Here is a 13,074-nt window from a genome sequence, read left to right as displayed (position 1 = left end):
GATGTTCCTTGAAGTCGGGGCTCAGAGGCGTTCGATGATCGTGGCGATGCCCATGCCGCCGCCGACACACAGGGTCGCGAGGCCGTAGCGCAACTGGCGGGCTTCCAGTTCGTCGAGCAAGGTGCCAAGGATTGCGCAGCCAGTGGCGCCCAATGGGTGCCCCATGGCTATGGAGCCGCCGTTGACGTTGACCTTGTCCGGGTCGATGGCCATGTCTTTGATGAACTTCAGCACCACCGAGGCGAAGGCCTCGTTGACCTCGAACAGATCGATATCCTCGACCCGTAAACCGGCCTTCGCCAGGGCCTTGCGCGTGGCCGGGGCGGGCCCCGTGAGCATGATGGTCGGGTCAGTGCTGGTCACCGCCGCGGCAACGATCCGCGCCCGGGGTTGCAAGCCCAGCGCCCGGCCCTTGGCCTCGGAGCCAATCAGCATCAGCGCTGCACCATCGACGATGCCGGAGCTGTTGCCGGGGGTGTGGACGTGGTTGATGCGCTCCACATGGCTGTAGACCCGCAGTGCAGTGGCGTCGAAGCCCAACTGGCCGATCATTTCGAAGCTCGGCTTGAGCTTGCCCAACCCTTCGAGAGTCGAATCGGCGCGAATGAATTCATCATGATCGAGCAGGACGATGCCGTTCTGATCCTGCACCGGCACCAGGGATTTGCTGAACGAGCCATCGCCCCGAGCCCGCGCTGCCTTTTGCTGGGAGTGCAGCGCGTAGGCGTCGATCTGTTCACGACTGAAGCCTTCCAGTGTGGCAATCAGATCGGCGCCCACACCTTGCGGGGTAAAATGGGTATGCAGGTTGGTTTGCGGGTCCATGGCCCACGCCCCGCCGTCGCTGCCCATGGGCACCCGAGACATGGATTCGACGCCGCCGACCACCACCAGGTCTTCGAAACCGGAACGCACTTTCATCGCCCCGAGATTCACCGCCTCGAGCCCCGAGGCGCAGAACCGGTTGATCTGCACGCCCGCCACGCTGATATCCCAATCCGCCACCAGCGCCGCCGTCTTGGCGATATCGCAGCCTTGATCACCGATGGGCGTCACGCACCCCAGCACCACGTCGTCGACCTGACTGGTGTCCAGGGACATGCGCCGTTGCAGCGCTGTCATCAGGCCGGCGACCAGATTAATCGGCTTGACGCTGTGCAAGGCGCCATCGGCCTTGCCTTTGCCCCGGGGCGTGCGTAGCGCGTCGAAAATCAAAGCTTGGGTCATGACGTCCTCGATTTCTTGTTCTTTTAGAAGCTTCACCTTATGCCCTGCGCCCTCAGATTCAATGACCACAACGCTCAGCACCATTGACGCACACGCTCAGACGAACGGTAGCGTGCTACGGGATTAACCGTTTCAGGTCGGCGAGATGTCTAGCAAACGGGCGGCAAAGAAGCTGGCAATAGGCCTCATGCTATTTTCATAGCCTATAGATATCTCTCCATATGAAATGGATCTAAGCCAAGAGTGACGCGGGCCCTAAGGTAATCATGTACGAAGTTGTCGTCGGGTTTTGCCGAGGCGCTCGTCGGACAGGAAGTGCAACGCTCTGCCGTCATGGAGATATGCAGGCAGGCATCAGGAAATAACAATAAAGGCGGTCAGCCATGTTCAAACAATCGAAAGTACGTCAAGCCGGGCTCATTCTTTTCGCCACCACGCTGTTGTTGATTTTGCCGAACCTGACCAAGGTCATCGGCTGATTTAAGCGCCTTTTGTTATCGCCGCCGTAGAAATGTGACTGGCCCGCTACCCGGGCCGGCGTGGGTGTGCCAACCTTTGCGGCACTCTCCACGACATGGACGGCGATCATTTGAAAACGCTCATTCTGCTCGGGGCCTTGCTGCTCAGTACGCCCCTTTCTGCCGCACAGCTGGATCTTCAGCTGGGCGAGAACTCGCGCACCTGGCAAACCGCCGAGCTGCTCAAGCATCCGCAGGTGCAGACCATCACCATCAGCAACGATGTGTCTTACAAACGCGAGATGACCTACCGTGCCGTGCCCATCGCTGCGTTGCTGACCGGGATCAAGCCAGACGACCATCTGCAGGCAGTGGCGCTGGACGGATTTGCTGCGGAGCTATCCGCCGCACCACTGCTCAATGCACAGGGCGCCAGAGCCTGGCTGGCGATCGAGGACCCGGCCCAACCATGGCCAGCCCTGTCTGCGGGTAAGCACAGCGCGGGGCCATTTTATCTGGTCTGGACCGATCCCCAGGCGGGCAATATCAGCCCCGAGCAATGGCCGTTCGAAGTGGCGAGCATCAGGCAACTGGCGCCAGTGGCCCAGCGCTTCCCTGCCCTGCTGCCGGATCCCGCCTTGAAAGCCGATGATCCGGTGAACCTGGGATTTGCGCTGTTCCAGAAGAACTGCCTGGCGTGCCATCGCTTGAACGGCGCGGGGGATGCGCAGTTCGGACCGGATCTAAACATTCCGTTTAATCCCACCGAGTACTTCGGCGCTGATTTCCTCAAGCGCTACATTCGAGATCCGCAGAGCCTGCGGCAGTGGCCGCAGGCCAAGATGCCCGGGTTCAGTGCGCAGGTGCTGCCGGATCAGGATCTGGAGAGGCTGGTGGGGTATTTGAAGCATATGGCTGGGCGCAAGGTTCAGCCCTAGTTTTGTAGTGCCTGGGCTGGCCTGATCGCGAGCAGGCTCGCTCCCACAGGGTTCTGCGGTGAATTTTGGATGGGGGTTCACCTCTGGACAGTGTGGGAGCGAGCCTGCTCGCGATGCGGTCTGCCGGGTTACTGTTCCTGGACCGAAAAAACCGGCAAAGGCGTCGGCGAGACGAACACTTTGGCGTGCATCTGTTCACAGCCGCCACCGCGGCGCATGCCGCGAACCGGGCAGGCGTCCAGGTAGTCCAGGCCCACGGCCAGTTTCAGGTGACGCTCGGGCCGTGCCAGCTCGTTGGTCACGTCGAAGCTGTACCAGGCATCATCCAGCCAGGCTTCGGCCCAGGCGTGACTGGCCAGATGCTCGCTGTTCTCACTGTACAAATAACCCGAAACATAACGCGCCGGGATCCCCAGGCTGCGCGCGCAGGCCAGGAAGGCGTGAGTGTGATCCTGACAAACACCCGAGCGCCCGGCGAAGGACTGGGCCGCGCTGGTGTCGACCTCGGTCGAGCCCGGCGTGTAGGTCATGTGCGAGTTCAGACCATGCATCAAGTCGATCAGCGCCGTGCGATCCCGGCGCTTCTTGCATTGCTTTTCCGCGAACGCGCGCAAGGCTTCATCCGGTTCGGTCAGGCGGGTGAACCGCAGGAACGGCAACGCCGACTGGCTTTCATGCTCGGCTTCGCGCAGCTCGTCGATGTCGACCTGGCCACGGGCGCCAATGATGATGGCCTCGTGCGGTTCGTCCATGGTCAGCACATGCAGGATATTGCCAAACGGATCGAGTTGCGCGCGTACCGGACGCGGCAGGTCTAGCTGCCAGCTCAGCACATGCTGGCGCTCGCTGTCGTGGGGTGTCAGTCGCAGGTACTGGATGCTCGCCCGCACCTGATCTTCGTAGTGATAGGTGGTCTCGTGGCTAATGGAAAGTCTCATGCAGCCTCCAGGTAGGAACTGTGAATGGCGTTGCCCAACTGGCGCACCAGCGGGATGAACTCGGTCAGCCAGGCATGCAGGCCCTCGTCGAGAATTTCATTGATGCCGGTATAGCGCAGGCGCGCGTCCATTTCAGCGGCCAGGCGCTGTGCCGGTCGGCCGTTAGCGCCTGGAAGCTGGGCGAGAATCTGGTCGATTTCTTCGGTGCAGGCGCGTAGCGAGCGCGGCACGTCGGCCCGCAACAGCAACAATTCGGCGACATGGCGGGCGCCGGGAGCGTCGCGATAAATCTCGGTATAGGCCTCGAATGAAGACAGCGCACGCAACAGGGCGCTCCACTGGTAGTAGGCGTGTGCGGTGCCATCGCTGACCGCCTCCGCTTGGTCGCCGGCCATTTCGTAGCGCGCATCGAGCAGGCGCAGGGTGTTGTCGGCCCTTTCGATAAAGGTGCCCAGGCGAATGAAGCGAAACGCATCATTGCGCATGATGGTGCCATATGACGCGCCACGAAACAGGTGGGAACGCTCTTTGATCCACTCGCAGAATCGGCTCATGCCATAGCGACTCAAGCCCTGATCGGCGATACCGCGAATTTCCAGCCAGGTGGCGTTGATGTTTTCCCACATGTCGGCAGTGATCCGCCCACGCACGGCATGGGCACTGGCCCGTGCAGCGCCGAGACAACTGTAGATACTGGCCGGATTGGCCGCATCCAAGGCGAAGAAGTGCAGCAGACGCTCGGCATGCAGTTCGCCGTGGCGCTCCAGGTAATCCTCCAGTGTGCCGGTGATCAGCAACGGCATGGCGAGTTCGTGCAAGCCGTCGCCGCGGCCATCCTGTGGCATCAGCGACAGCGAATAACTGATGTCGAGCATCCGTGCGAGGTTTTCCGCCCGCTCCAGGTAACGCGACATCCAATACAGATCCGAGGCAGTTCTACTTAACATGGCAAGCTTCCTTCAATCCTCGACTACCCAGGTGTCCTTGGTTCCACCGCCCTGGGAGGAATTCACCACCAGGGAACCTTCACGCAACGCAACACGGGTCAAGCCACCGGGTACCACCCGGGTTTCACGGCCAGACAACACAAACGGACGCAGGTCGATGTGGCGCGGCGCGATGCCGTTTTCGACGAAGGTCGGACAGGTCGACAACGACAGGGTCGGTTGCGCGATGTAGGCGTGTGGCTTGGCCTTGATGCGCGCGCGGAACGACTCGATTTCCGCCGCCGTCGCTGCAGGCCCGACCAGCATCCCGTAGCCCCCGGAGCCCTGGGTTTCCTTGACGACCAAGTCTGGAAGATTGGCCAGCACATGGGAAAGTTCAGAGGGATTACGACACTGGAACGTCGGAACGTTCTTCAGGATCGGTTCTTCATCCAGGTAGAAGCGGATCATGTCCGTGACAAACGGATACACCGACTTGTCATCCGCCACCCCAGTGCCGATGGCATTGGCCAGTACCACGTTGCCCGAGCGATAGGACGACAGTAGCCCCGGAACGCCGAGCATGGAGTCCGGATTGAACGCCAGCGGATCGAGGAACGCGTCGTCGAGGCGGCGGTAAATCACATCGACCGCCTTCGGCCCGTCAGTCGTGCGCATAAAGACCTTGTCGTCACGCACAAACAGATCGGCGCCTTCCACCAGTTCAACGCCCATTTCCCGCGCCAGGAACGCATGTTCAAAGAACGCGCTGTTGAAGCGGCCAGGGGTCAGCACCACCACGCTGGGGTTGTCGATAGCGCTGGAGCTTTTCAGGGTGTCGAGCAGCAGGTTCGGGTAGTGGTCGATGGGGGCGATGCGCTGGGCCGAAAACAATTCGGGGAACAGTCGCATCATCATCTTGCGGTCTTCGAGCATGTAGCTGACGCCACTGGGCGTACGAAGATTGTCTTCGAGCACGTAGTAAGTGCCGTCACCGTCGCGCACCAGATCGACGCCGGAGATGTGTGAGTAGATATCCCGGTGCAGGTCCAGCCCTTGCATCGCCAACTGGTATTGCTCGTTGGCCAACACCTGCTCCGCCGGAATGATCCCGGCCTTGATGATGCGTTGCTCGTGGTAGAGGTCGGTGAGAAACATGTTCAACGCCTTAACCCGCTGGATGCAGCCACGTTCGACAACCCGCCATTCGCTCGCGGGAATACTGCGCGGGATGGTGTCGAAAGGAATCAGGCGTTCTGTGCCCTGCTCGTCGCCGTAGAGCGTGAAAGTGATACCGGCTCGATGAAACAGCAAATCGGCCTCACGGCGCCGTTGGGCCAGCAACTCGTCAGGTGTTTCGGCCAGCCAACGGGCGAATTCCCGGTAATGCGGGCGGACCTGGCCGCCGGCATCGTACATTTCATCAAAATAGGTGCGGATCATGCCGTACTCCTTGTCACCCGGACATCTAGGCATCGCAAGGCCCGTGCCATCGGCATAAACGCTTTTATATCAATCAGTTGGAGAATTACTGTGAAAACACCGCACCAATTCTGTGCGGTAAATGCCCCCAGCTGATCGCCCCCGCTCCATTGCGAAGCAATGCTGTCGCTATCACCAGCATAGTCAGAGTTGATTTCACTGCCCGGTTGTCGAAGGGGATAATTGGCGCATTCGCTGAAAAGCTCATCGAACTTCCCTTTTAGCCGCCTGTTCAGGCGGCTTTTTTTTGCTTTTTGAAATGTCGTGAATCACAAATGAAAACGGCCAACCCGAAGGTCAGCCGTTGCTGAGTTTTGTTGCTATTCATAATGTTATGCGAGTCGCCCTCGTACCTCCTGTTTCACGCCCCATCCTTCGATGATGCCGCCCAGAGGCTCGACCACTGCCTCGAATCCCAGTTCGAAATCGCCGATATCATCGTAGGTGGCGTGCATGACCTTGCTCAATTCCAGCGCCCATGCGCCGTCGTCGCGCACACTGATCTGCGCATTCAAGGACTCACCACGGTAATGACCTGCTGCCCTGCGGGCCCGCTCCTCGTCGGGGAAAATCGCATAGAACTCGATGGGATGAAATTTTGAAAAGTCGAAACCGCCTTCTTTCATGCGGCGCAGCACGCTGCTGCTGATGTCTTCTTGATAGGCTGTGCTCATGAAACGTCCTCCTAAATCCGATGGATAGACTTTCCGTGCTCCCGACGCCCTCAGCCGAAGAGTGAGGGCGATCCGGCGACCAGGTCGCCGACGGGAATCAAGCATGTAGCTGACAAGACCAGACCTGAGCGATCCAATCGCTGATCTCGTCTGCAGAGTAGCCCTTTGAGCGAGCAACTGCCAAGGCCTGGTTTAAATGTGACAGGAGTTGTATCAGATGGGAGTGATGCCGAGGATTTGTATGCTGTTCTGGGTCTTCAGACTTTTGACGCTCGCATCATCGGTGCGCCCTTCCAGATCGTTCAGATCCAGTTCCGCGGCGACAGGAAGCAGACGGGCTTTGATGAGTTTGGCGGCACGCTCGTTGTCCGGGCACTCCTCGCACTCGAAGACTTCCTCGACTGTTTCACCGTGATCATCCACGAAAGTGATTTTCCACTTTTGCATCAGTGCCTCCTCGATAAAACCCGCAAGTGGGCTTACACCTATCTGGACTTTTGCACTGAGTGATCGTTCCCACGGATTACCCGGTAGAAGCGAGTTTGCAATGAATTTGAAAGCGCAAGCTCGCCCTTGTAGGAGCGAGCTTGCTCGCGATGGATTTGAAAGCGCCGTGTTTAATCAGGCACCCCGCGTCATCGTTTAGTCGTTGCTTGGCTTGTTGACGGCCTGCAGTACGTACTGAGGCAACGCGAACGCGCCGATGTGGATTTCCGGGTTGTAGTAGCGGGTGACGATGCCGCTGCCGGCAAATCGCTGCTGCAGGGTTTCACGGGACAGCTTGCGATAGCGGGTATCGGTCGCCCCCCAGGCAAAGGTCATCGAGCCGCCGATGTAGGTCGGCACGGCTGCCTGATAGAAATGCCAGTCCGGGAACAGGCTGCGCAGGCGTCCGGCAGTGGTTTTGACTTCTTCGATCTGCATGAACGGGGTGCCGTTCTGCGTCACCAGGATGCCGCCTTCGTTCAGGCAGCGACGGCAAGCCTGGTAGAAGTTTTCCGAGAACAGCACTTCACCCGGGCCGATCGGGTCGGTGGAGTCGGAAATGATCACGTCGAACTTCTCGGTGGTGGTTGCAACGAAACGCATCCCGTCGTCGATCACCAGGTTCAGGCGTGGATCATCGAACGCTCCTTTGGAGTGGTTCGGCAGGAATTCCTTGCACATATCCACCACCGTGCCGTCGATCTCGACCATGGTGATGTGCTCGACGTTACGGTGTTTGGCCACTTCACGCAGCATACCGCCGTCGCCGCCGCCGATGATCAGCACGCGCTTGGCGGTCCCATGGGCCAGGATCGGCACGTGGGTGAGCATTTCGTGGTAGATGAATTCGTCGGCTTCGGTGGTCTGGATCACGCCGTCCAGCGCCATCACCCGGCCCATGCGCGGGTTTTCGAAGATGACCAGGTGCTGGTGTTCGGTGCGCACTTCGTGCAGCAGTTTTTCCATGCGAAAACGCTGGCCGTAGCCTTCGTAGAGGGTTTCCAGGTATTCGCCGGTAGGGGTGGTGCTCATGGGAAGTGCTCCGATGAATGCGGTGGCAACGGACGGTTACCCGCCCATGATGGCCAATCGATTTGCTCGATTGCCAGGGAAAGGCGCGCATTCTACGACGCGGGAGATGACAGGTCGAACCTTCGTACGGCCAGATTTATTGCCTTTGTGCAAAACACTGTGGGAGCGAGCCTGCTCGCGATGGCGTCGCCACATCCTGTATCAATGTGACAGACAGATTGCTATCGCGAGCAGGCTCGCTCCCACCGGGGAGATGTGAAGATTTGACGACTGGATCAGATCCGCACATTACCCCGTGGCCCGGCAATGGCCCAGATGATCAGGCCCAGGACCGGCAACAGCAGGATCAGCAACACCCAGACGATTTTCATGCCGGTTGATGCGCCACTTTTCAGCACGTTGATGATGGCCCAGATGTCCAGGGCAAGAATAATCAGGCCAATCAGGCCGTTGAACGTGGAACCCATGGTGACGCTCCCTAAGAGTGGTTTGCCCTCTTAGGATAGCCGGCCATTGCCAGGGTTCCGTTTTATTGCATTAAACGTGGATGGCGACTTTCAAGGCTTCCAGGGACGGTGCGGCCGCGATGCCGACCTCGGCGCACAATTCGAGCACCCGCGCCACGTCGTTACCGTAGACCAGCACCACCTGCAGTTCGTCGTCGAGCAATTGGCTGAAGTTCATCAACGTGTAGCCGCCGTTTTCCTTGTTCATGCTGCCCATCTGCACCTGGATGCGATTGAGGGCGGTCAGGGCTTCAGTCTTGGCCAGTTGCTTGGGCTTGATGTTGAAATCCACTCCCGGGCCAAATGAGGCGACGATCTGGGCGAACAGATCCATGTAGGTATCGGCCTGGAACAGCACAGTTTCGGGCAGGCTGCCGACGACCACCCATTCACCCAGCAGGATCGGGAAGGTGTCGTCGTAGTTGATGTCCGGATTGGCCGCCAGGAACGCCTGCGGGTCGGCGAAGGCCTGGGCCGCTTCGTCCGCCACCTTGAGAATTTCGTCAGCGCTCATGCACCCGGAGCTGATTTTGCTGATGAGTTCGACGAGTGCGGTTTTCATGGAGCGGAATCCTGTAGCGAGAGAATTTTGAAGGCGCGCAGGATAGCGCATTACGCAGGTAATGGCTGTTCCCAGCCTGATGGAGAACCTTGATCCACATCAAGTTCCGATCTGCCCAACCGCTGCACAATAATGGCACCTTGCCATAACTGTTTCCGCTATCAGAGAAGACCTCCATGGGTGCCTGGCTTAGCAACATCTCATTGAAATATAAATTCTGGGCGGTCAACGCAGTCGCCTTCGTCACGACATTGTTGCTGGTGCTGTACGCCGTGCAACTCGAACAGCAGGCACGACATCACGCCACCCAGGTGTCGGCGCAGGACCAGGCACGCCTCTTGAAAGCATGGCCGGCTGATCAACCGCTACCCCAGGCCGACAATTTGCTGACCTTCACCACCGGGCAAGTGCCAATAGTTGACGAGAAACCAGTGCCTCAGTTGGCCGGCGCCAGTGGCTGGGTCGGAGTTAATTCGCTGCCACTGTTTGGCGCTAACCCGCTGATGGGTGCCGAAGTCTTCAGTCGCCAAGACGGCCAGCAAGTCGCGGTCATCGCCCATGGTCCGAGCCTGACCCAGGTGTTTGGCGAACGCTTCGCCAACTATGCGGTGGCGGTGTTTATTTTGATGCTGGCCATGCTCGGCGCGTCGCAATTGTTGATCCGCTTCCTGCTCAGCCAGCTAAACACCTTGAAAGACGTGATGCTGCATGTGGAAAAAACCGGCGACCTGTCGGCCCGCGTGCCCCTGGCCTGTACCGATGAGGTCGGGCAGATGGCCAATGCGTTTAATGCGATGCAGGCCGGTTATCAACGAGTGGTCAACACCGTGGCCAGCACCGCCCGCCAGTTGGATGACGGCGCAGCGCGGCTGGCCTCGAGCATGGACGACGTGCGCCACGGCATGCTTGGCCAGCAAAGCGAAACCGATCAGGCCGCCACGGCGATCAACCAGATGACCGCGACTGTCTATCACATCGCCCAGCACGCAGGTGCCACCCGCGACCTGTCGCAAACTGCTGACACCCTGGCCGGCAGCGGGCAGGAGGTGGTCAGTCGCGTGCAGTTGTCGATTGCCGGGTTGTCGTCCGGGGTGCAGCAAACTGCCGAGATGATCCAGCGCCTGGCCGAGGACAGCCAGAAGATTAACGGCGTGGTCGGAGTGATCCACAGCATCGCCGAGCAGACCAACCTATTGGCGCTGAACGCGGCCATCGAAGCGGCACGGGCCGGGGAAATGGGCCGGGGGTTTGCGGTGGTGGCGGATGAAGTGCGCAACCTGGCCAAGCGGGTCCAGACCTCGACCGACGAGATCACCCTCATGGTTTCGGCGCTGCAGGCGGGCACTCGCGATGCCGTAGATTTCATGCAGGAAAGTTCGCTCAAGGCCGACGACTGCGTACAGCAGGCTCAGGAGGCCGGCGCGGCGCTGGCGCAGATCACCAGTGCGGTGGCGCAGATGCGCGAAAGCAACACGCAGATTGCGGTGGCCGCCGAGCAGCAGAGCCAGGTGGCTGAAGAGATGAATCGGGCGGTGGTGAGCATTCGCGATGTGACCGAGAACACTGTGCAGCAGACCGTCAGCTCGGCGACGACCAGTAATGAGTTGGCGACGTTGGCCGGGGAATTGAGCAAGGCCATCGGGCAGTTGAAACTCTGAGGGCCTCTTCGCGGGCGAGCTCGCTTCCACAGGGATCTTGGGTGTTTACACTCCAGTCTCAACTTGCCCTGGTGTGTGCGGGCTTGCCCGCGAAGACGTAATAACAGGCAACACTAATCTTGACCGTGCGCTCTATCACTCTGATAGCCAACCTCCATTCGCCGCCTCGCTGCACCGGGCCTATTCTTCAGTCATGTGTTCAACACGGATAGAGGATCGGCCATCATGGGCAAGCGTCACCCCAACTTCCCCGCCTGGCAATGGCGGGAATACCCCAACAATCATCAACACCCGACCAACCTGATATTGCACCTGATTGCGGTACCGCTGTTCATCCTGGCGTTTCTGCTGATCGTGACGGGCGTGTTCAGCTTGAGTTTCGTCAACTTCGCCATCGGCATCGTCGGCCTGCTCGCCGCCCTGGGCTTGCAGCGTCATGGGCATACCCTGGAAGAACAGGCCTGCGAGCCCTTCACCGATCGCCAGGACGCAATGTCGCGCCTGCTGGTCGAGCAATTCGAGACCTTCCCGCGCTTCTTTCTAAGTGGCGGCTGGTGGCGCGCTTGGCGTGAGCGCCACCGTCGGCATTGATCAGGCGAAAATCGTCACCGTCTGCCGGCTCATGGCGATCAATTGCCCTTCGTTGCTCCACAGCTTGGCAGCAGCATGACCATAGCCGTCCACCGCGTACTCGATTTCAACCAAGTATTTGCACCAGTCCAGCGTACTCACTTCCAGCAGCGGCTGAACGAATTCGATGGTCCAGGTCAGCGTACTGCCCATGGCCGGTTTTTTCAGGTGCGGCAACAAGGCTGGCGGCCAGGCATCGACCAGTGCCAGGATGTGCGACTCAGTCACTGGCTCTTCCTTGACGTCCCCGCGCAAGCGCACCCATCCCCCCAACTGACGCGAAGTGTTACCGGTGAACGGCAGCCCGCCGACTGTCCAGCGCATGGCCAGGTGGCGCATGAATTCCGGGGTGATGCCCTTGATATAGGGCAGTTCCTGGCAGTCATCCCAATGCTTCATTTCCGGCGCCGGTTGTGCGCTCACCGCAACCTCCGACGGGCGCGATCCGCCAAAGCTGCCTTGCACCAGTGTCACCACCTGGCCTTTCTGCATCGCCCGGCCCAGCACCTGGCTGACAGCTTTACCTTCACGCAGCACATCCACTTCGAAACTGACCGGTACATCCGGCTCGACCGGCCCCACAAAGGTGATCGCCAGCGATCGTACGGGACGATCTGCCGGCACCTGTGCGCGCATGGCTTCGTACTGCAAAGCGGCAACCAGACCACCGAAACTGGCCCGGCCCTGAGCCCATTCGGCCGGAATGGACAACTCCAGGGGTTGGCTGCGAACAGCATCGAGCAGATCGGAAAAGCGCATGAAAACCTCGGAGCAAATGGGGATGCAGGGATGTTAACCAGACGAGAGAGGCGATACAGCGCTTATTCCGGACAAATCCACCGACAGATAAGCCGGATCACCGCCTCTGTAGGAGCGAGCTTGTTCCGGGCGGCGTTCCGACGATGGTCGTAATCGATGGCACGGGAAGCCTGACACCCCGCGCAGGTTCAAGTCCATCGCGAGCAAGGTGACGCGTTTACCCATGTCAGGACTTGAAGCAGTCCGCACTGAGCTTGTCCAGGACTCGATCGGCGCTGCTTTCGGCCTTGGCCATAGTGGTCTGCCAGGTGCTGACGCAGGGTTGCAGATCTGCCTCCTGCTCTGCGCGCGCCAGCCACTGCCAGCAATCGTGCCAGTCACCCAATGCACCTTGCGCTGCCTTCAGGCGCGGCATGGCGGCCTTGGGCAAGCGGTCCAGTTCGGGATAAGCCTCGATGCCATAACGCACGCGCTTGATCAGCAGCCGCAGCCGATGGCGGTCGTGAGCGGGATCGTGCAAGGCCGTGTCGAGTTTCTTCCACTGCTTCGCCAGGCGTTTTTCGATGCTCGGGCGCAAGCCCTTGAGCAGTCCCTGGCGCTGGGACGCCCGCAGGAATCGCGGAAATGCGTCGAGAATTTGCAGCAGTTGCGCCAGCTCCGTGCTGGCGGCAACTGCAGGGTAAGCCTTAGCCATTTGCGCCATGCGCCGATGCGCTGCTTCAGGTTGATCGTGCGTGAACAGGTACGCCGCCAACACCTCGCGGTCGCGCAGCGGCGTGGTCAGGTCGCCGACCCGGG

General features: G+C 59.8%; 14 protein-coding genes. 3 read left to right on the top strand and 11 right to left on the bottom strand.

Annotation, left to right across the window (positions count from 1 at the left end; translation table 11 throughout):
• Positions 1–21 precede the first annotated feature (21 nt).
• A complete protein-coding gene (locus L9059_RS28660; protein ID WP_247294349.1) occupies positions 22–1,227 on the bottom strand; it encodes an acetyl-CoA C-acetyltransferase in 1,206 nt (401 codons plus the stop codon).
• A 574-nt stretch (positions 1,228–1,801) separates the two neighbouring features.
• Between L9059_RS28660 and L9059_RS28655 the strand changes: the two genes are divergently transcribed.
• On the top strand, positions 1,802–2,623 hold the full coding sequence (locus L9059_RS28655; protein ID WP_247294347.1) for a c-type cytochrome: 822 nt from the start codon (positions 1,802–1,804) through the stop codon (positions 2,621–2,623).
• A gap of 128 nt (positions 2,624–2,751) precedes the next feature.
• Here the strand turns inward: L9059_RS28655 and L9059_RS28650 are convergent, their stop codons facing one another.
• The 8 genes from L9059_RS28650 to L9059_RS28615 all read right to left on the bottom strand — a co-directional run bounded on the left by L9059_RS28650 (position 2,752) and on the right by L9059_RS28615 (position 9,229).
• Entirely contained in the window at positions 2,752–3,561 is an 810-nt protein-coding gene (locus tag L9059_RS28650; RefSeq protein WP_045058967.1) for a transglutaminase family protein, read from the bottom strand.
• Positions 3,558–4,508, bottom strand: coding sequence for an alpha-E domain-containing protein (locus L9059_RS28645; protein ID WP_247294345.1), 951 nt, complete (start codon positions 4,506–4,508; stop codon positions 3,558–3,560). Before L9059_RS28645 ends, L9059_RS28650 begins: the two co-directional genes overlap by 4 nt.
• 12 nt (positions 4,509–4,520) lie before the next feature.
• Complete coding sequence (locus L9059_RS28640; RefSeq protein WP_247294344.1) at positions 4,521–5,930, bottom strand: circularly permuted type 2 ATP-grasp protein; 1,410 nt, start codon at positions 5,928–5,930, stop codon at positions 4,521–4,523.
• 371 nt (positions 5,931–6,301) lie between these two features.
• Positions 6,302–6,643 carry a ribonuclease E inhibitor RraB gene (locus L9059_RS28635; protein ID WP_247294343.1) on the bottom strand — a complete coding sequence of 114 codons (342 nt, stop codon included), beginning with the start codon at positions 6,641–6,643 and terminating at the stop codon, positions 6,302–6,304.
• Between the two features lie 213 nt (positions 6,644–6,856).
• Entirely contained in the window at positions 6,857–7,090 is a 234-nt protein-coding gene (locus tag L9059_RS28630) for a hypothetical protein (RefSeq protein ID WP_247294342.1), read from the bottom strand.
• A gap of 195 nt (positions 7,091–7,285) precedes the next feature.
• Entirely contained in the window at positions 7,286–8,161 is an 876-nt protein-coding gene (gene speE, locus L9059_RS28625) for a polyamine aminopropyltransferase (RefSeq protein ID WP_247294341.1), read from the bottom strand.
• A 275-nt stretch (positions 8,162–8,436) separates the two neighbouring features.
• Entirely contained in the window at positions 8,437–8,628 is a 192-nt protein-coding gene (locus L9059_RS28620) for a PLDc N-terminal domain-containing protein (RefSeq protein ID WP_028622263.1), read from the bottom strand.
• Between the two features lie 70 nt (positions 8,629–8,698).
• Positions 8,699–9,229: a hypothetical protein gene (locus tag L9059_RS28615; RefSeq protein ID WP_247294340.1), complete on the bottom strand. Its 531-nt coding sequence runs from the start codon at positions 9,227–9,229 to the stop codon at positions 8,699–8,701.
• A 176-nt stretch (positions 9,230–9,405) separates the two neighbouring features.
• Between L9059_RS28615 and L9059_RS28610 the strand changes: the two genes are divergently transcribed.
• The gene (locus L9059_RS28610) at positions 9,406–10,887 is read left to right on the top strand and encodes a methyl-accepting chemotaxis protein (protein ID WP_247294339.1); all 1,482 of its coding nucleotides are present in this window, start codon (positions 9,406–9,408) and stop codon (positions 10,885–10,887) included.
• A gap of 225 nt (positions 10,888–11,112) precedes the next feature.
• Positions 11,113–11,478, top strand: coding sequence for an Mpo1-like protein (locus tag L9059_RS28605; RefSeq protein WP_247294338.1), 366 nt, complete (start codon positions 11,113–11,115; stop codon positions 11,476–11,478).
• On the opposite strand, the gene L9059_RS28600 is transcribed toward L9059_RS28605, so the two are convergent.
• Together L9059_RS28600 and L9059_RS28595 are read right to left on the bottom strand one after the other, a co-directional pair.
• Positions 11,479–12,276: an acyl-CoA thioesterase gene (locus L9059_RS28600; protein ID WP_247294337.1), complete on the bottom strand. Its 798-nt coding sequence runs from the start codon at positions 12,274–12,276 to the stop codon at positions 11,479–11,481. It lies immediately after the preceding gene.
• 226 nt (positions 12,277–12,502) lie between these two features.
• On the bottom strand, positions 12,503–13,074 hold a 572-nt coding region (locus tag L9059_RS28595; protein WP_247294336.1), incomplete at its 5' end, for a CHAD domain-containing protein.

Origin of the sequence: Pseudomonas violetae, assembly GCF_023072615.1 — a bacterium.
In the GTDB taxonomy this organism is placed as follows: domain Bacteria; phylum Pseudomonadota; class Gammaproteobacteria; order Pseudomonadales; family Pseudomonadaceae; genus Aquipseudomonas; species Aquipseudomonas violetae.
The sequence above is the reverse complement of the archived record's forward strand: the minus strand, read 5'-3'. Positions and strand labels throughout refer to the sequence as shown.